The organism is Ruegeria sp. CDSB086 (genome assembly GCF_059611065.1).
In genome coordinates this window covers 299,610-318,217 of sequence record NZ_JBXWOV010000002.1, presented here as the reverse complement: position 1 = coordinate 318,217, position 18,608 = coordinate 299,610, and the positions used below count along the sequence as shown (strand labels likewise).

The following is an 18,608-nucleotide window of genomic DNA, read 5'->3' as shown; positions in this document are numbered from 1 at the left end:
AGTATCGCTGTAATGCACATCGAATTCCGCCACCTGCGTACGATCAAGGCGATCCATGAATGTGGTGGTTTGGCCCGTGCGGCGGATCAATTGAACATCACCCAATCGGCTCTGAGCCACCAAATCAAAGGGTTAGAGGATCAGGCGGGGGTTGAATTGTTCCTACGCCGGTCCAAACCGATGAAGCTGTCTGCGGCCGGGCTGCGCCTGTTGCGTCTGGCCGAACAGATATTGCCGCAAATCCAAGCCGCACAACAGGAATTCTCGTCGCTTCGGGATGGACGCACGGGGCGGATGCATATCGCGATCGAATGTCACGCGTGTTTCGAATGGCTGTTTCCAGTTCTTGAATCTTTCCGGAAATCATGGGGTGATGTGGACGTTGATATCCGCCCAGGTTTGGCATTCGACGCCCTGCCAGCACTGCAAAAAGAAGAGGTGGATCTGGTTGTCTCGTCCGACCCCGAGGACCTGCCGGGCATCGAGTTCATTGAACTGTTTGACTATGATGCCGTCTTTGTCGCTGCATCATCCCACCCGTTGGCGCAGAAAGAGTTCATCGAGGCCGAGGATTTCCGTGGGCAAACCCTGATTACCTATCCGGTGGAGCGCACCCGGCTGGATGTGTTCAGCCAGTTGCTGATACCCGCGCGGGTCGAGCCGGCCGCAATCCGGCAGGTCGAATTGACTGCAGTGATCCTTTTGCTCGTCGCGTCGAACCGCGGTGTTTCGGTGCTGCCTGACTGGGTTGTGCGCGAAGTGAAGTACAATTCGGACTACGTCACTCGCCCCCTGACCAAGGACGGCATCACCCGCAGGCTTTACGCGGCAGTGCGCAGCGAGGACCTAGAAAAACCTTTCGTGCAAGAGCTGATTCAGCTGGCCGAAACCGAGGCGCGCAAGCTGCAAGAGCAATAGGCAAAAAACGCGGGTCTGCTATGCGCATCATTCCTCTTGGCAAGGGCGCTTTGCATCAGTATACGCGCGGTTTGACCGGACAGGAGCCTTTGGACAATGGTTGGCAGTGCAAACCTCAACATCATGATCAAAGCCGCGCGTAAGGCGGGGCGTTCTTTGGTCAAGGATTTCCGTGAAGTCGAGAACCTTCAGGTTTCGATGAAAGGCGCAGGCGACTTTGTGTCCAAAGCTGACATTGCTGCCGAGGCGATCCTGAAAGAGGAGCTGCTGGGCGCGCGTCCGACCTATGGCTGGCTGGCTGAAGAAGGTGGTGTGATCGAGGGCGAAGACCCGACCCGCCGCTGGATCGTTGATCCGCTGGATGGTACTACGAACTTCCTGCACGGTCTGCCGCACTGGGCAATCTCGATCGCGTTGGAACACAAGGGCAAGATCGTGGCTGGCGTAATCTATGACGCCGCCAAGGATGAGATGTTCTTTGCCGAAAAAGGCGAGGGCGCTTGGATGAACGACATGCGTATCCGCGTCTCGGGCCGTCATCGGATGATCGAGTCGATTTTCTCGACCGGCCTGCCTTTTGGTGGCCGTTCGGACCTGCCTGCGACCCTGCAGGATCTGGCGCGTCTGATGCCTGCTTGTGCCGGTGTGCGCCGTTGGGGTGCCGCCGCGCTGGACATGGCCTATGTCGCAGCGGGACGTTACGAAGGCTTTTGGGAACGTCGGCTGAATGCATGGGATGTGGCCGCTGGGATCATCATCGTCCAGGAAGCGGGCGGATTTGTTCAGGCGCTAAACCCTGAAGGCAACGTTTTGGAAGACGGTGAAGTGATCTGTTCGAACGAGCCGATTTTCGACCAGTTTTCCAAGGTGATCCGAGGCTAATCAGCCACATAGCAATTCCGTAAGCGCGCCCCGATTGAGGCGCGCTTTTTTTGTTTTCAGAGGGTCGCGCGTTGCGCCAGACCTGCTTCGTCCGCCAGCCGCGCGGCGACGGATGCAACAGCGAGGTCCTGCAGACCCACGCCAGTTCCGTCGAACAAGGTGATCTCGTCAGCACTGCTCCGCCCGGGATGATCACCGTTGATGACCGCACCAATTGGGGTGATCTTTGTTTCGGTCAAAGTGCCGCTTCCTATGGCGTGCTGCGCCTCGCCAATCGTCGCGGATTGGGCGACCTCGTCGGTGAAAACGGTGACCGAGGCGACCAGCGCCGGATCGACCTCCATCTTGCCTTTCGTGTCTGTGCCCATGCAGGCCAGATGCGTGCCGGGTTTGATCCAGTCTTTCATCAATAGCGGCTCGAATGCCGAGGTGATTGTGATGATGACGTCCGCCTGTGCCCCTAAGTCCTGCTGGCTGACAGCCTCAAACTCCAGACCGATTTCTTCGGCGACAGCCGCCAAACGGGGCAGCATGTCGGGGTGCGGATTCCAGGCGACAACTTTTTCAAAGTCCCGCTGTTCAGCGGCGGCGCGTAGCTGGAAGGCCGACTGATGTCCGGCGCCAACCATGCCCAGCACTTTGGCGTCTTTTCGGGCAAGATGTGCGATGGAAACCGCTGATGAAGCTGCTGTTCGCACGGCCGTTAGGTAGTTGCCACCCACCAATGCCGAAAGCCGCCCCGTGTCGGGATCGAACAGAAACACCGTGGATTGGTGATTGGTCAATCCTTGTTCGGCATTGCCCGGCCAATAGCCGCCAGATTTCACGCCCAACACCTGCCCATCCCGATCGAAGCCGGATTTGAAACCATACAGCGCATCAGCATAACCCAGCGCCTCGCGAACAACCGGAAAGTTCCGTGCTCCACCGCTGGCCATCGCACCAAACACGGATTGCACCGCATCAAAGGCCTGTTGGCGGCCCACCAGCTGTTCGCACAGGTCTTCGCCCACAATCAGCAGGCCATCTTGCGTGGTCATAGCATCCCTCATCAATAAGCCTTTCCGCGGGCCGACACGGGCCACAGCGCCTCAACCTTGCCACCGCGTACGCCGACATACCAATCGTGGACGTTGCAGGTGGGATCACAATGTCCGGGCACAAGCCGCAGCTTGTCGTTCACCTTCAAAACGCCGTCGGGATCGCCAATGACACCGTGTTCGTCCGAGCATTTGAGGTATTCCACATCATCGCGCCCAAAGATGAAGGGCAGGCCGCTATCGACCGATTGCGCCTTGAGGCCGGCGTCGCAGATGGCCTTGTCAGTCTTGGCATGGCTCATCACGCTGGTCAGAATGAACAGCGCGTTTTCCCATTCGCCCTGATCGATCCGTTTGCCGTTCTCGTCCAGAATGCGCCCATAATCCGCATCCATGAAAGCGTAGGATCCGCACTGCAACTCGTTGTAAACGCCTGAATTGCTCTCGAAGTAGTATGATCCTGTTCCGCCACCCGAGACCAGTTCACATTCGATGCCTTCGGCTTTCAAACCGTCAACTGCGTCTTTGACCATGGCGATGGCTGTATCCAGCTTCTCTTTGCGCGCCTCATAGGTGTCGAGGTGCTGCATCGCGCCCTGATAGGCCTGAATGCCGGTAAATTTCAGGTTGGGCGCAGCGTTGACAGCTTTTGCGATATCGACAACGGCTTGGGTCGTGGTCACGCCGCACCGACCTGCACCGCAGTCAATTTCGACAAAGACTTCAAGCTCCGTGCCGTGATCGACAGCGGCTTTGGACAGGTCGGCGACATTGTCGATGTCGTCCACGCACACAATAGTGCGCGCGCCCAATTTGGGCAGTTGCGCCAATCGGTCGATCTTGGCCGGGTCGCGGACCTGGTTCGACACGAGGACATCCTTGATGCCGCCCCGCGCGAAAACCTCAGCCTCAGATACCTTTTGACAGCAGACGCCAACCGCACCGCCGAGCTGTTCTTGTAGCTTGGCGACGTCGACGGATTTGTGCATCTTGCCGTGCACGCGGTGGCGCATACCGTGGGCCTTCGCATAATCGCCCATCTTCTTGATGTTCCGCTCCAGCGCATCGAGATCCAGGATCAGGCAAGGGGTCTGGATTTCGCTTTCATCCATACCGATGGCAGCGGGGATGTCGAACCCGACTTCCAGTTCTTTGATGTTCACAGGTTTGTTCATGTCGTTCCTCCTTACCCTTTCAGCCAGGGCAGTTTGTCCAGATCCACGTTGCCGCCGGTGATGATCACGCCGACGCGCTTGCCGCGGAATACGTCCGGGTTCTTGAGTATGGTTGCCAGAGGCACGGCCGATGACGGCTCCATCACGACGCGCAGGTATTTCCACGTCAGCTTCATCGCTTCGATGATCTCGTCGTCAGAGGCGGTGAAAATGTCGGTCACATTTCGGGACACGAAGTGCCACGTGTTCTCTTTCAGCGGCACCAGCAGCCCATCGGCGATCGTTTTTGGCGCATCGTCGGCGATGATGTGTCCTGCTTTGAAGGACCGGTATGCGTCGTCCGCCTGTTCTGGCTCGGCGGCATAGATTGCGGTGTCGGGGGCCAGGTTCGACACCGTCAGGCACGTGCCCGAGACCATGCCCCCGCCTCCGATTGGGGCGATGACCGCATCCACTCCGTCTGTCTGTTCTAACAATTCGGCCGAGCAGGTGGCCTGACCCGCAATGACGCGCGGGTCGTTATAGGGGTGCACGAACTCTCCGCCTGTTCTGGCTTGAACTTCGGCAAAGGTCGCCTCGCGGGATGAGGTTGACGGCTCGCACTCCGTGATCGTACCTCCATAGCGGCGCACGGCGTCCTTCTTGGCTTGCGGCGCAGTGCGCGGCATCACCACGTTACAGGGAATACCCCGCCGTCCGGCGGCATAAGACAGGGACAAAGCGTGGTTGCCACTGGAGTGTGTGCAAACACCCTTGGTCGCCATATCATCACTCAGGCCGAAAACCGCATTGCTCGCACCGCGTACTTTGAACGCACCAGCCTCTTGGAAGTTCTCGCATTTAAAGAACAGCTGCGCTCCGGTCAGGTCGTTCAAATAGTCCGACACCATGATCGGCGTGCGCCGGATGAAGGGTTTGATCCGTTCATGCGCAGCGCGCATATCGTCGATCGTCAGATCGGCTGCGGGGATGTGATCCAGCATTGCCATCCTCCTCAGGCTGCGGCCTGGGCGCGGTCAGATGGGCCGGTGCGATAGAAATCCTGTGCGGCCGCGACCCCGCTGCCCAAAGTGATCGGATAGTTCAGATCGGCCATCGCCATCTCCATTGTGCTAAGGCCGGACAGAACCATCACATCCGTCAGACTGCCCAGATGGCCGATGCGGAACGCCTTACCATTCAGTTGACCAAGTCCAATACCAAAGGACACGCCATAAGCATTGAACGCGTGGTCAGTCAGTGTGTTGCTATCATACCCGTCTGGCACGTAGATCGCGCTGACAGTGTCAGAATACAGATCGGGCGATTGCGCGACCAGTTTCAGCCCCCATGCGTCAACGGCGCGGCGCACACCTTCGGCCAGTCGGAAATGCCGGGCATAAACGTTCTCAAGCCCTTCTTCGAACAGCATCTTGAGGCTTTCGCGCATGCCGTAGATCAGTTGCAGCGGCGGAGTATAGGGAAACCCGCCCGATGCGTTGGCCGCCATCATATCGTCGAAGTCAAAGAAGGTACGCGGCAGCTTGGCGCTTTTCATCGCGTCCTGTGCCTTGGTGCTGACGCACAGAATTGCCATGCCGGTCGCCAGCATGAACCCCTTTTGCGACCCCGATACGGCGATATCTACACCCCAAGCGTCAAAGTCGAACGGCATCGAAGCCAGAGAGCTGACGCAGTCGACGAAGAGCATCGCGGGATGATTTTCCGAATCCATCGCCTGCCGAACCGCTGCGATGTCGGAACGCACCCCGGTGGCTGTTTCGTTGTGGGTCACCAGAACAGCGCGGATTTCATGCGCGGTGTCATCGGCCAAAGCGGCTTGAAACTGATCAGCGGGCGCGCCGGTGCCCCAAGGACATTCGACGATCTGAACGTCCAGCCCATGACGCTCGCACAGGTCGATCCAGCGATGGCTGAACACGCCATAGCGGGCAACCAGAACCTTGTCGCCGGGGCTGAGTGTGTTGGTTACGGCTGCTTCCCACCCACCGGTGCCACTGGATGGAAAGGTCACGATCTGGCCGGTCGTGGTGCCGAACACCTTTTTTGTGTCCTCAAGGACAGGTGCAAAGGTTTCGACAAAATCCGGCGCGCGGTGATCCTGCGTTTGGACCTGCATGGCAAGACGCAACCGGTCTGGAATGTTGGTTGGACCGGGTATGAAAACCGGGTTTTGGTTGGACATCTGTTATTCCTCCGCTTTGGATGTAAGTGTCCGGGAAAACCTCACGGCGTGCAATTTTCTTGAAAAATATTTTCATTTTTGCGATTAAATATTTAAAGCGCTGTATTTATGCAGTTTTTCGTTTTTCATTTTTTGGACCTAAAAAATGAACGGTTCAGAAATATTCTGGCGTAGAGCAAGGGAGTAGGGTGATGGACAATCAGAAAAGACCGCGCGGCAGACCCAAATCCCTGTTCAAAGAAAGTTCGGCCGGGACCATGCAGTCGCTGGATCGGGCGCTGGGCGTTTTGACAACGGTGGCTCGGTTGGAACGCGCAGCGCTCAGCGATCTGGCACGCGAGATCGATGTGCCGACGGCTACGACGCACCGCATTCTGGTGACCTTGCAGAAACACGGCTTTGTTGCCTTTGACGACGAACGTCAGGAATGGATGATCGGGATCGAGGCATACCGGACCGGCGCCTCGTTCCTGCGCCGCAACAGTGTGCTTGAAATCGGGCGCCCAATCCTGAGACGCCTTATGCAGGAGAGCGGTGAGACCGCCAACCTGGCGGTGCCGGATGGGTCCGAGGTGGTCTTTGTCGGTCAGGTCGAAACTCCGAATCCCATCCGCGCCTTTTTCCCGCCCGGGGCGCGAACGCCGATGTATGCCTCGGGCACCGGCAAGGCGATCCTTGCCGCGATGACCGAAACGGGGTTGGCCAAAACGCTAGAGGCAATTGATCCGGTGGAATTCACCGCGAACACGCAGATACCGGGCGACGGACTTCAACAGGATCTTTCCAAGACCCGTGCACGCGGCTGGTCGCATGACCGAGAAGAAAGATATCAGGGCATGTCCTGTATCGGCTCGGCGATTTTCAATGACCGGGGGGAGCCATGTGCAGGGATCTCGGTATCGGGTCCGACCGCTCGGTTTGGCGCGGATCGAGCGCATGCGCTGGGTGAATTGGTTCTGGCCGCGGCGCGGGAAATCACCCATCTTAGCGGCGGCCAGACCCCGAAAACCTGAAGCCCTGCTACCTGCGGGGTACGCGGGGAATACGCGACTGAGTTAGCTTGTACTTGTGTTCAGGATGCGGCGGATGGCCGTGGGTGCGGCCCCAAAAATCAGTGCCGCCGCGCCGCAGCCAGATTGGGATGCACAAGATCAGACCCACAAAAAACCCACCCGTATGCGCCCAATAGGCCACCCCGCCTTCGTCCGGGTTGCTGGCCAGACTGCCAAAGAACTGCATAGCTAACCAGACCCCCAGCATGACAAAGGCAGGTATTGTGAAAATGCGAAAATAGACAATGAGGATCAGCAGGATATCCACGCGGGCCTTTGGGAATAGCAGCAGGTAACCACCCATGACACCCGCAATCGCACCGGATGCGCCAATGGTCGGCACGACCGAGCCCGGCGCTGTGAAAACATGGATCAGACCCGCCCCGATTCCGGCTGCAATATAGAACAGCAGAAAGGGCAGGTGGCCCATTTCATCTTCGAGGTTGTCGCCGAAAATCCACAGGAACAGCATGTTTCCGGCCAGATGCATCCAACCTCCGTGCAGAAACATCGAGGTCACCAGTGTCTCAAACGCAAAACCGTCCGTGATCCGCGCCGGGATAATCGCATAGTCGTAGTATAGCTGATTGATCAGCCGAGCATCGTTCATGATACCCACATAGCTGAGGAATATCAGGATATTGGCCGCCATCAGCAAATAGACGACATAAGGTGTTCGCCCCGAAGGGTTATGGTCGCGGATTGGAAACATGAGGCGACGCTGGGCTTTTCCCGGCCCAGCGTCAAGGCATGCTTACGCCGCACCCCCAAGCAATGCGGCATTGCCGCCCGCGGCTGTTGTATCAACGCACAGGTGACGCTCGGCCAGAACGCGCGCGCGGTCCGGAAGGCCGGGGATCAGCGGCAGGATCGGACCGTCCCGGCGGGCGAGGTGACGTTCGATCTCACGCGCTGTGTCGTCATCGCCCCACCAAAGAACGCCCGATATCCCGGTCACGTTCTCCAGCCGATGCAAGTCTAACGAACCGGTCGCCTGAATGGCCGTACCACCCAGCGCCTGAACGGAGTCGGCTTGCGCGCGCGCGTCCTCGGTTCCGGGTCCCATGCACAGCAATGGCGGGCGTGCGAATTCGCTCAACCGGTTGGATTCGCCCGTCGGGCCGGGCAGGGATTGGGTCTGCACCGGCGCGGGCGTACCCTGAACATCGGGAAGCTCGCTCATTGGGTGGTCCCATTGTTCGTCGGACTGCTGCCGGTCCGGGGCGCAGAACCGCGTCATGTAATTCGGCCCACCCGCCTTGGGGCCTGTGCCCGAAAGCCCCTCACCGCCAAATGGCTGAGATCCTACGATGGCGCCGATTTGGTTGCGGTTGACGTAGATATTGCCCGCATGCACCGCTTCGGTGATGTGTTGCACCCGGTCGTCAATACGTGTGTGCAAACCAAATGTCAGTCCGTACCCGGTTGCGTTAATGTCGGCGATGATCTGATCAATCTCAGATGCCTTGAAGCGAACGACATGCAGGACAGGGCCAAAAATTTCGTGCTGCAAGGCGGAAATGCCGGGTATCTCGATAAGCGTCGGGGCGATGAACGTCCCTTCGGGCGGTATGGGCGTGTCCTTTAAAACGCAGCCTGCGGCGCGGGCATTGGCAACGTGATCTGCAATGCCCTGGCGCGCGGTCTCGTCAATAACCGGTCCGCAATCGGTTGAGATCAACCAAGGATCTCCGACCTGGAGAGCCTGCATTGCACCGGTTAGCATTGTCAGCAAATCGTCGGCGATATCTTCCTGGACATAGAGACACCGCAAGGCGGAGCATCGCTGTCCGGCAGATTGAAACGCGCTTTCGATGATAGACTGAACGGCCTGTTCAGGAAGGGCGGTACTGTCCACGATCATCGCGTTCAACCCGCCGGTCTCGGCGATCAGAGGCGTGCCGGGGCGCAGGTTGTCAGCCATGGCTGCGCGTATTTTCAACGCGGTCGCCGTCGATCCGGTAAACGCCACGCCGGATACGCGCGGGTCAGAAGTCAACGCCGCGCCAACGGACGGGTCGCCGGGCAATAATTGCAGCACATCGCGGGGAACGCCGGCCTCGTGCAGCATTTGAACGGCCCGATGTGAGATCAGTGGCGTTTGCGGTGCGGGCTTGGCCAGAACTGCGTTGCCTGTGGCCAAGGCCGCTGAAATCTGGCCTGTGAAGATAGCGAGCGGGAAGTTCCAAGGGCTAATGCAGGTGAAAACGCCTGCCGGTTCCGCATCGGGAATGTTCGCAGCGTAGTAGCGCAGGAAATCGACCGCCTCACGTAGTTCGGCAACGGCATCGGGCAGGGACTTACCTGCCTCGCGCGCGAGCAAGGCGAAAAGCTCGCCAAAATGAGCCTCATAAAGATCGGCAGCAGTATTCAAGATACGCGACCGTTCTGCTGGTGGTGCCTGCCACGGTGCCGCGGAATTCAGGGCAAGCTCGACATCCTCGGCGCTGGCAGGGGCGATTGCTCCGGGGCGATCCTGTGGTTGGGCCGGATTGGTGACCGGTTGGTCCTGTTCCGGGCTTGCATCGCCGGACAGCAGCGGCTGGGCATACCAATGGTGCGCTCGGAAAGCATCCCGCGCGGCGTCGATCTTGTCCAATGTCGGGGTGTGGTGAAGGTCGAAACCCTTCGAATTGACGCGTTCCGGTTGGAACAGGTCCGGCCCGGTTGGCAGCGGTCGTACCTGATCCACAATGGTCAGGAACGGATCAGCGGCGACCTCTTCCGGTGGAACGTTCTCGTCTACAATTTGGTTTACGAATGATGAGTTTGCACCGTTCTCCAGCAGACGCCGCACCAGATAGGCCAGCAGGTCCCGATGCGCCCCGACCGGCGCATAGATCCGGCAACGTGTGTTGTTTTGGTCTTTGACAAGCTGGTGCAGGGTTTCGCCCATTCCATGCAGGCGCTGGAACTCGAATGGCTGGTCATCGGCCATGTGAAGGATCGCACTGACCGTATGGGCGTTGTGGGTGGCAAATTGCGGGTAAATTCGATCGGTCATACCCAGCAGCTTGCGCGCATTCGAGATGTAAGAAATGTCCGTGGCCGCCTTGCGGGTGAACACGGGAAAGCCATCGATGCCTTCAACCTGAGCTCGTTTGACCTCGGTATCCCAGTAGGCCCCTTTGACCAAACGAACCATCAGCTTTCGATCGTGACGCCCAGCCATGCCATACAGTGTGTCCAGCACGATCCCGGCACGCGGGCCATAAGCCTGAACGACGATACCCAGGCCGTCCCAACCATCCAGGGCCGGTTCGGCCATCACCGCCTCGATCACCTGCAAAGACAAGGACAGGCGATCTGCTTCTTCAGCGTCCACATTTAAGCCCATACCTGCCGCCTTGGCCAAAAGGGCCAACGCCCGCAACCGGGGCACCAGTTCTTCCATGACTTCTGCTTCTTGCGCCAACTCATAGCGTGGATGGAGCGCCGACAGCTTGACGGAAATCCCCGGATTGGCCCGGATATCGTCGTGAATGCAGGCTTCGGCGATTGCAGCAATCGCCCGTGAGTAGGACAGGTGATAGCGGGCGGCATCGGCTTCGGTTCGCGCGGCTTCGCCCAGCATGTCATAGGAATAGGTGTAGCCTTTTGCCTCCATACCGCTGGCGCGGTCCAAGGCGGATTGGATGGTCTCGCCTAAGACAAACTGGCGACCCATTTCCTTCATCGCGCGCCCGACGGCCGTTCGGATTACGGGTTCGCCCAGCCGTTTGATCGCACCGCGCAAGACACCGACCGGAGAGGTCTTGTCTTCATCCAGCACCTTGCCTGTCAGCATCAGGGCCCATGTGGACGCATTGACCAGAGACGATGAGGATTGACCCAGATGCTTGCCCCAATCCGACGGGGCGATCTTGTCCTCGATCAGCGCGTCGATGGTGTCGGCATCGGGTACGCGCAGCAGCGCCTCGGCCAGACACATCAACGCGATGCCTTCGTCGGTGGACAGGCCGTATTCGGCCAGGAACACTTCCATCATACCGGGTGAGGTGCTGGACCTGATATCAAGCACCAATTGCGCCGCAGCCGCGCAGATCGCGGCGCGGTCGGCTTCGCTCAGATCAGCATTTGCGATCAACGCGTCAAGAATTCTCGACGGATCGGCATAGGTTTCGGCATCAATGCGGGCGCGCAGGCTGTGTGACATGTGTCCTCCGGTCTTTTGAGTAATATAGTGTCGATTTTTCGGGACGATTGCCTTAATTTTGTCTCTGGTCGGGCGATCAGCCTGTTTTTTGAGGTTTGGGCGATGCAAAAAGACTTTCCGGGGCTGGATCGGTTTGACAAATCAATTCTGGCGATTCTGGCCGAGGACGGCCGGATCCCCATCGCCGATCTCGCGCGGCGTATCGGGCTTTCGAAATCCCCAACTCAAGCACGTGTGAAGAGACTTGAGGCTGATGGCATCATTACCGGATATCGTGCCTTGCTGGACCCCATTCGCCTTGGTTTGGACCACGTAGCCTTTGTCGAAGTCCGATTGACTGACACGCGCGAGAGAGCTTTAGCCGATTTCAACGCGGCCGTTCGTAAAGTGCCTGAGATCGAACAAGCCCATATGATTGCGTCGAATTTTGACTATCTTCTGAAAATTCGCACCGGGTCTATGTCGGAATACCGCGCGGTTCTGGCCGAAAAGATCTCATCATTGCCGCATGTCGCCAGCACCTCAACCTTTGTCGCGATGGAGGCTGTGAAAGAGACCGGGATGTCTGGGGCCTTGGATGCGATGGGTTGACGAACACGTTGCACGCGTCACCATTGGCGCATGAAACGCTTTGCTTACGCCTCAATTTTCTATGCTGCGACCGTTTTTGCGGCCAATGCGCAAGACTGCCCTGCCGCGCCAGACCATTCCGCAGATGTATCGGCGGTTCTGGAACAAATACAGAGCGCTGAAACCGAACAGTCCGCTCGTGCACTGTCCGGTCATTTATGGGAGTTATGGACCGATGCCCCGGACGAAAGTGCTCAGGCCGTTCTGGACCGTGGCATGACACGTCGAAATGCGTGGGACTTGCTGGGCGCGATTGAAGATTTTGACAAGCTTGTCGCGTACTGCCCGTCCTACGCCGAAGGGTACAACCAACGCGCATTCGCCCACTACCTGCGTCAGGATTTTCAATCCGCGCTGCCTGACTTGGACAAGGCAATCGAGCTGTCTCCCAACCACGTCGCCGCGATCAGTGGCCGTGCGCTGACCCTGATGGGACTAAAGCGCATGGACGAGGCGCGAGAAGCGTTGTCTCAGGCGTTGGAGCTGAACCCGTGGCTTTCAGAGCGCCATCTCATGGCACCGGGTGGGCCACTTGCCATACCGGGTGAGGACATTTGAAACAAAACGCCCCCGAAACCGCAAGGTCGGGGGCGTATAGGTTTTGTGGGGATTAGCCGACCAGACCGTTATCGGTACGTTTGATTGCTATAACCGACGACCGTGGCGTGCCGCCGTCCGGCCAATTGCTGCCGGGGTGCTGAATGCCGACAAACATGGTGCGCAGATCGCTGGACCAGGCGAGACCGGTAACCTCACAGCCGTTCGGGCCGGTCATGAAGCGCGCGATCTCGCCGGTGATCGGGTCACCAACCAGCATCTGGTTGTTGCCGTTGCCTGCGAAGTCTCCTTCATTGTCGTCATTGCCGTCCGTCTGGATCCAGATCAACCCGGTCGAGTCTATCACCATGCCATCGGGCGAGTTGAACAGGTTCCCTTCATTCACGTTTGCCGAGCCGGCGCGATCGTCCGAGTGAACCGTCGGATTGCCCGCCATCACGTACAGGTCCCAATCGAACCCTTCGGCGGCGTGGTCGTCATTTGCGGGGCGCCAGCGCACGATCTGACCGTACTTGTTGGCCTCGCGCGGGTTGGGGGCGTTGACCGAGGTGTCATCTCCACCGGCGTTAGCCTTCACGCCGCGGTTCTTGTTGTTGGTCAGACAGCAATACGCTTCTACCGCAACAGGGCTGGATGCGACCCATTCAGGGCGGTCCATGGTCGTGCCGCCGGCCTTGGACGCGGCCATACGGGTAAAGATTGCGATATCGGCTTCGTCCATCCCGGTGGTTTCCGGTGTCAGAGCCAGCCATTCGCCCTTCATGTCGTCGTTGAACTTGGCGACGTAGAGCGTGCCGTCGTTCAGCAGGCCCTCGGTTTCACCTCCCGGTTGGTAGGTGCCATTCGACACAAACTTGTACAGGTACTCGCCCCGCTCATCGTCGCCCATGTAGACAACAACACGACCATCTGCGGCCAGAGTGACCTCGGCATTCTCGTGCTTGAAACGGCCCAGCCCGGTGTGCTTGACCGGCGTGCTGTCGGGCTTGGTCGGGTCGATTTCGACGATCCAGCCCGCGCGGTGCGGTTCGTTCGGGTTTTTCGACGTGTCGAAACGCGGATCGAACAGTTCATAGCCGTTCCAGCTTTCGGCTTTGACGCCATAGCGTTTGAAGCCATCTGCAACCTTTTGGTCGTAAGTGGCGTTTTCATCACTGGACCCGAAGTAGCCGTTAAAGTTCTCTTCGCAGGTCAGGTAGGTACCCCACGGAGTTTTACCCGCACCACAGTTGTTCATCGTACCTAGCGACGTAGTTCCGGTCGGATCAGCTTCAGTTTTCAGCAGGTCGTGACCAGCGGCCGGGCCAACGATCTTCATCGGCGTGTTATGGTGGATACGACGGTTGAAAGGGCTGTCCTTGACGACCGACCAGCCATCGGGGCCTTCGGTGATTTCCATCACGGTGACACCCTGAATGTTCTGCAACTTCAGAACATCGTCGGCGTTGGCCGGAACACCTTCCTGCGCGGCGGGCAGGTTGATCTTGCGGTTCGGGTATTCGTGGTTGATCGCGATCAACTCGTGACCCTGGAATGAAAATGTCTCCATCCCGTCGGTGTTTTCACCGAAGATGCGGTCCGATTTTTCAACTGGGCCACCATCGGTGATGTAATAGCCGTCGGCATCGGAAAACAGCGGGTCGCCCCAGCGCGTCATAACCTTCCACTCATAGCCTTCAGGTACGTGAACAGTGCCGTCAGTCTGTGCGGCAATCGGAGTAAAGGCAAAGCGCGAGGCCGTAACAGCGTGTGCTGCAGTTGAGCCCAGCAGGCCCGTGCCCATTGCGCCGGCACCCGAGCCAAAGGCCACTACGCCAGCCAGAAACCCACGGCGCGAGATGGCGTTTTCGACGACGCGATCAAAATCGTTTTCCTCAGGGCGGGGAAAATGCAGCTCGTCCCAATCGTCGGCGGACAGGGTGGTGGTATCAACGTCTTTCATGAATGGCTCCTGGCTGTCTTAGAGTAGTCGATGAAAGGCATGTAGGGCGACTTTGTGACATGTTCTTAACAACATTATTAATGGCTTCATTTGGCCCTCAAGAAAAAGCAATCGGCTGGCGAAAGCATACCAAAGCTTTCTGCCAGCCGCGCTTGTTATCTTGGTAAAATGTTGTTGTGACGATCAGGTTGTGTGATCCCAGCAGTATGCCGGTTTAAGCCAGCCGCTGCCCTGCTTCGTCAAAGCGATAGGCCTTCTCGGATGCATATCCGAATCGCAACTCCTGACCTTCGGCGATGGCATGCTGGCCAAACAAACGGGCTGTGACGTCGTGGTCCTGAACTTTGGCTATCACATTGGTGTCCCCGCCCAACTTTTCCACATGGCTGACACGCGCGGCAAGCGGGCCGTCATCTGACAGGAACAGGTCCTCGGGGCGAATTCCGATCGTGTTCTGACCGCTTTCTTGAACTAACGCTTCAGGCAGGAAGTTCATGGAAGGTGAGCCCAGGAACCCGGCGACGAATTGATTTGCGGGGTTGTTGTACAGTTCCATCGGGCTACCGATCTGCTCGACCTGACCATCGCGCAAAACAACGATCTTGTCGGCCAACGTCATGGCTTCGGTCTGGTCATGGGTGACGTAGATCATCGATGCATCCAAAGCACGGTGCAGATTGGCGATCTCGATCCGAGTGTTCATTCGCAGGGCGGCGTCCAGATTGGACAGCGGCTCATCAAACAGGAACAGTTTAGGTTCACGCACAATGGCGCGCCCGATGGCGACGCGCTGGCGCTGGCCACCTGACAGCTCGGACGGGTAACGGTCCAAATAGGGTTCAAGGTTCAGCATCCGGCTGGCTTTGGCGACACGGCCTTCGATTTCCGATTTGGGCTGCTTTTCCTGCTTCAGCGCAAGGGTCATATTGCCCCGAACGCTGAGGTGAGGGTAGAGCGCATAGCTTTGGAAAACCATCGCGATCCCACGCTTGGATGGTGGCACCAGATTGACCTGCTGCCCGCCAATGTTGATCTCACCTGACGATGCATCCTCTAGCCCCGCAATCACGCGCAACAGGGTGGACTTGCCACAGCCCGACGGGCCGACAAAGACGACGAATTCGCCTTCTTCAACCTCCAGCGTGATGTCTTTCAGGACATGCACGTTGCCAAAGGACTTGTTCACATTGTTCAGCGTCAGGGCGGTCATGATGCGGGCTCCTCAAGGGAAACGGGCTGGCCGGTTCGGATACTTTGATCCGCAGCCAGACAAATGGCGAGCGATTGGACGGCGTCATTCATATGACGGGTCAGGTCGATATCTTCGGCGATGGTGCGCAGCATATAAGCCTGCTCAGCATCACAAAGGTCTTGATGGCCGGGTTCGTCCGGCATCTCGATGGTGTGGTCGCCTTGCGGTGTATGGACCAGCAAGCCGCCGACTTTGGTATGGCCGTCGATGTCGGCAGACGCACCCTTGTTCCCATCGGTAATCGAAACGGACCCGTTGGGCGACACGATATCTTTCACAAAGAACGCGGTTTCCGACATCATCGGGCCCCATCCAGCCTCGTACCAGCCGACAGAGCTGTCGTCGAAGACCACCTGAAACTGGCCGTAATTATACATATCCGGCGCGATTTCATCCGACAGGCGCAGGCCCATACCATGCACCCGGACGGGCTGCGCGTCGGTGATCTGGCACATCACGTCGACATAGTGCACGCCGCAATCGACAATGGGCGAAGTCGTCTGCATCAGTGCCTTATGCGTTTCCCATTCCGCGCCTGACGACTGCTGGTTCAGGTTCAACCGGAACACGTAGGGCCCGCCAAGATTGCGCGCCTCGTCAATCAGCCGCATCCAAGAGGGGTGATGGCGCAGGATATATCCAACCACCAGCTTACGATTCAGCCGCGTTGCTTTTTCGACCACACGCCGGGCGTCGGCGACATTAGTGGCCAGCGGTTTTTCAACAAACACATGTGCGCCAGCCTCCATCGCCGCGCAGGCGAAATCCGCGTGGCTATCAGAGTAGGTGGCGACCACGACCAGATCGGGTTTGGTTTCGGCCAGTGCCAAGTCGAAATCGGAATAGGCCGGGTAATCGATGAGTTCCGGGTGATCCACACGGCCGGACCGGTTCACGAAACCAACGATCTGCGCGTCGGGATGGTGATGGTGCGCCAGCGCGTGGCTCAAACCCATATTACCAAGGCCTGCAATCAGTACGCGGGTCATTTGACTGCTCCGGATGTGATGCCGCGGATCAGCTGGCGCGAGAAGATGACGTATAGGACAAGCACCGGCAGAATGGCCATCGACAAGGCCGACAGGACCGCGTTCCAATCGGTCACGAACTGGCCGATGAACACTTGGCTTCCCAGCGTCAGGGTCTTGGTTTCTTCGGCTGGGGCGAGGATCAACGGGAACCAAAGGTCGTTCCAGATCGGGATCATGTTGAACACGGCCACGGTCGCCATCGCGGGCCGGACCAGAGGCAGGACAAGGCGGAAGAATATCGTGTATTCGGATAATCCGTCGATGCGCCCGGCATTTTTCAGGTCGTCGCTGACTTGTCGCATGAATTCAGACAGGATGAATACCGCCAATGGTAGTCCCTGGGCCGTGTATACAAGGATCAGCGCCCAGAGCGAGTTTACCAGCCCGGTCGCCACCATCATCTCAAGGATCGCCACGGTGCCGATGCGAATTGGGATCATGATCCCCAGCGCGAGGTACAGCCCCATGATCAGGTTGCCCTTGAACTGGTATTCCGACAACGCATAGGCGGCCATCGCGCCAAACAACAGAATGAAGGACAGCGATGCCACGGTGACAATCATCGAGTTCTGGAAATACAGGAAGAAATCTCCCTGCTTCATCACCGTCTCATAGCCGATCATCGAGAAGCTGTCCGCATTGGGCAGGGCCAGTGGTTCGCGAAAGATCGCGCGGCGGGATTTGAAGCTGTTGATCAGGATAACAAAGACCGGAAACAGCGCGATCAGTGCGTACAGGATCAGCGCGCCGTGCATCGCGACCATGTTGAGGGGGTTATGACGTGCTTTGTTCATCGCGTGGCCCTCACAATTGATACCGGCGCATCCGGGTCTGGATGCCGAACAGGTAGATACAGACACCCACAAGGATGATGGCGAACATCGCCCCGGCGATAGCCGAACCCATATGCGGGTCACCCAATTGAAGTTGGAAGCCAAAGAATGTGCGATACATGAAGGTCCCAAGAATATCGGTCGAGAAGTCCGGTCCTGCCAGCGCGCCTTGTGACGCGTAGATCAGATCGAATGCGTTGAAATTCCCGACGAAGGTCAAGATCGAGATGATCCCGATCGAGGGCAGGATCAGCGGCAGTTTGATCTTCCAGAAGGCCGCAGTTCCGGTGATCCCGTCGATCTCTCCAGCCTCAAGGATTTCTTCCGGAATGGTCAACAAGGCGGCGTAGATCAACATCATCGGGATGCCGACAAACTGCCAGACCGAAATCAGCGCCAGTGTGGTCAAGGCGTATTCCTCTTTCCCCAGCCATGGGGCGAACAGCGACTTGAGCCCGACGGCATCCAGCATCGACGGCGCAATGCCCCAGATCGGCGAGAGGATCAGTTTCCACGCGAACCCGACAATCACAAAGCTCAGGATCGTGGGAATGAAGATCGCCGACCGATACAAGGCCGCAAACCTCAGGCGCGGGTGGCTGAGCAGGGCGGCCAAGGCGATCCCGATCGGGTTTTGAACCAGCATGTGGATCAGGAAGAACCAGAAGTTATTGCCCAAGGCGTTCCAGAACTGTTCGGACCAGATCGGATCAAAGAACAGGGTTTGAAAGTTCTGCAATCCAACGAAAACGCGGCTTTGGTCAATCTCGGTGTAGAGCGCCAGACGCAGCGTGTTGAACAGCGGGAAGATCATCACCGCCGTGTAAACAAGAACGGCCGGTGCAAGAAACACAAGGATATGCCAGCGGAAGCGGGGGCGGTTCATGGGACTGCTTTCAATGGGGTGTCGGGGATACCCGGGCGATCACCGCCGCCCGGGTATATGTCAGATCA

At 58.1% G+C, this 18,608-nt stretch carries 16 protein-coding genes; 5 read left to right on the top strand and 11 right to left on the bottom strand.

What is annotated here, in order from left to right:
- Nucleotides 1–12 precede the first annotated feature (12 nt).
- Nucleotides 13–918, top strand: coding sequence for a LysR family transcriptional regulator (locus tag AC2FIO_RS05195; protein ID WP_496696515.1), 906 nt, complete (start codon nt 13–15; stop codon nt 916–918).
- Between the two features lie 96 nt (nt 919–1,014).
- Complete coding sequence (locus tag AC2FIO_RS05190) at nt 1,015–1,800, top strand: inositol monophosphatase family protein (protein WP_282119024.1); 786 nt, start codon at nt 1,015–1,017, stop codon at nt 1,798–1,800.
- Nucleotides 1,801–1,856: 56 nt separating this feature from the next.
- Here the strand turns inward: AC2FIO_RS05190 and bhcD are convergent, their stop codons facing one another.
- The 4 genes from bhcD to bhcA are packed head-to-tail and all read right to left on the bottom strand — an operon-like array spanning nt 1,857 to nt 6,200.
- Complete coding sequence (bhcD, locus tag AC2FIO_RS05185) at nt 1,857–2,840, bottom strand: iminosuccinate reductase BhcD (RefSeq protein ID WP_496696102.1); 984 nt, start codon at nt 2,838–2,840, stop codon at nt 1,857–1,859.
- Between the two features lie 11 nt (nt 2,841–2,851).
- Entirely contained in the window at nt 2,852–4,015 is a 1,164-nt protein-coding gene (gene bhcC, locus AC2FIO_RS05180; RefSeq protein ID WP_496696100.1) for a 3-hydroxy-D-aspartate aldolase BhcC, read from the bottom strand.
- An 11-nt stretch (nt 4,016–4,026) separates the two neighbouring features.
- Nucleotides 4,027–4,998, bottom strand: a complete 972-nt coding sequence (gene bhcB / locus AC2FIO_RS05175; protein ID WP_496696098.1) for a beta-hydroxyaspartate dehydratase BhcB — start codon at nt 4,996–4,998, stop codon at nt 4,027–4,029.
- An 11-nt stretch (nt 4,999–5,009) separates the two neighbouring features.
- Nucleotides 5,010–6,200, bottom strand: a complete 1,191-nt coding sequence (bhcA, locus tag AC2FIO_RS05170; RefSeq protein WP_496696096.1) for an L-aspartate--glyoxylate aminotransferase BhcA — start codon at nt 6,198–6,200, stop codon at nt 5,010–5,012.
- Between the two features lie 191 nt (nt 6,201–6,391).
- Between bhcA and AC2FIO_RS05165 the strand changes: the two genes are divergently transcribed.
- Nucleotides 6,392–7,213, top strand: coding sequence for an IclR family transcriptional regulator (locus AC2FIO_RS05165; protein WP_282119029.1), 822 nt, complete (start codon nt 6,392–6,394; stop codon nt 7,211–7,213).
- 7 nt (nt 7,214–7,220) lie between these two features.
- On the opposite strand, the gene AC2FIO_RS05160 is transcribed toward AC2FIO_RS05165, so the two are convergent.
- Together AC2FIO_RS05160 and putA are read right to left on the bottom strand one after the other, a co-directional pair.
- Nucleotides 7,221–7,964, bottom strand: coding sequence for a rhomboid family intramembrane serine protease (locus AC2FIO_RS05160; RefSeq protein WP_282168927.1), 744 nt, complete (start codon nt 7,962–7,964; stop codon nt 7,221–7,223).
- A gap of 42 nt (nt 7,965–8,006) precedes the next feature.
- Nucleotides 8,007–11,408, bottom strand: a complete 3,402-nt coding sequence (gene putA, locus AC2FIO_RS05155; RefSeq protein ID WP_496696093.1) for a bifunctional proline dehydrogenase/L-glutamate gamma-semialdehyde dehydrogenase PutA — start codon at nt 11,406–11,408, stop codon at nt 8,007–8,009.
- Between the two features lie 102 nt (nt 11,409–11,510).
- Here putA and AC2FIO_RS05150 point away from each other — a divergent pair, with 102 nt between their 5' ends.
- Nucleotides 11,511–11,999 (top strand): Lrp/AsnC family transcriptional regulator, encoded by a 489-nt coding sequence (locus tag AC2FIO_RS05150; RefSeq protein WP_282169094.1) that lies wholly within the window; start codon nt 11,511–11,513, stop codon nt 11,997–11,999.
- A gap of 30 nt (nt 12,000–12,029) precedes the next feature.
- The gene (locus AC2FIO_RS05145) at nt 12,030–12,596 is read left to right on the top strand and encodes a tetratricopeptide repeat protein (RefSeq protein ID WP_282119032.1); all 567 of its coding nucleotides are present in this window, start codon (nt 12,030–12,032) and stop codon (nt 12,594–12,596) included.
- A gap of 52 nt (nt 12,597–12,648) precedes the next feature.
- Here the strand turns inward: AC2FIO_RS05145 and AC2FIO_RS05140 are convergent, their stop codons facing one another.
- The 5 genes from AC2FIO_RS05140 to AC2FIO_RS05120 all read right to left on the bottom strand — a co-directional run bounded on the left by AC2FIO_RS05140 (nt 12,649) and on the right by AC2FIO_RS05120 (nt 18,540).
- Nucleotides 12,649–14,538, bottom strand: coding sequence for a PhoX family protein (locus tag AC2FIO_RS05140; protein WP_496696091.1), 1,890 nt, complete (start codon nt 14,536–14,538; stop codon nt 12,649–12,651).
- Between the two features lie 214 nt (nt 14,539–14,752).
- Nucleotides 14,753–15,748, bottom strand: a complete 996-nt coding sequence (locus AC2FIO_RS05135; RefSeq protein WP_496696089.1) for an ABC transporter ATP-binding protein — start codon at nt 15,746–15,748, stop codon at nt 14,753–14,755.
- Nucleotides 15,745–16,779, bottom strand: a complete 1,035-nt coding sequence (locus AC2FIO_RS05130) for a Gfo/Idh/MocA family protein (protein ID WP_496696087.1) — start codon at nt 16,777–16,779, stop codon at nt 15,745–15,747. The genes AC2FIO_RS05135 and AC2FIO_RS05130 overlap by 4 nt, the downstream gene beginning before the upstream one ends.
- Entirely contained in the window at nt 16,776–17,615 is an 840-nt protein-coding gene (locus AC2FIO_RS05125; RefSeq protein WP_496696085.1) for a carbohydrate ABC transporter permease, read from the bottom strand. The genes AC2FIO_RS05130 and AC2FIO_RS05125 overlap by 4 nt, the downstream gene beginning before the upstream one ends.
- A 10-nt stretch (nt 17,616–17,625) precedes the next feature.
- Nucleotides 17,626–18,540, bottom strand: coding sequence for a carbohydrate ABC transporter permease (locus tag AC2FIO_RS05120; protein WP_058275594.1), 915 nt, complete (start codon nt 18,538–18,540; stop codon nt 17,626–17,628).
- Nucleotides 18,541–18,608: the final 68 nt, after the last annotated feature.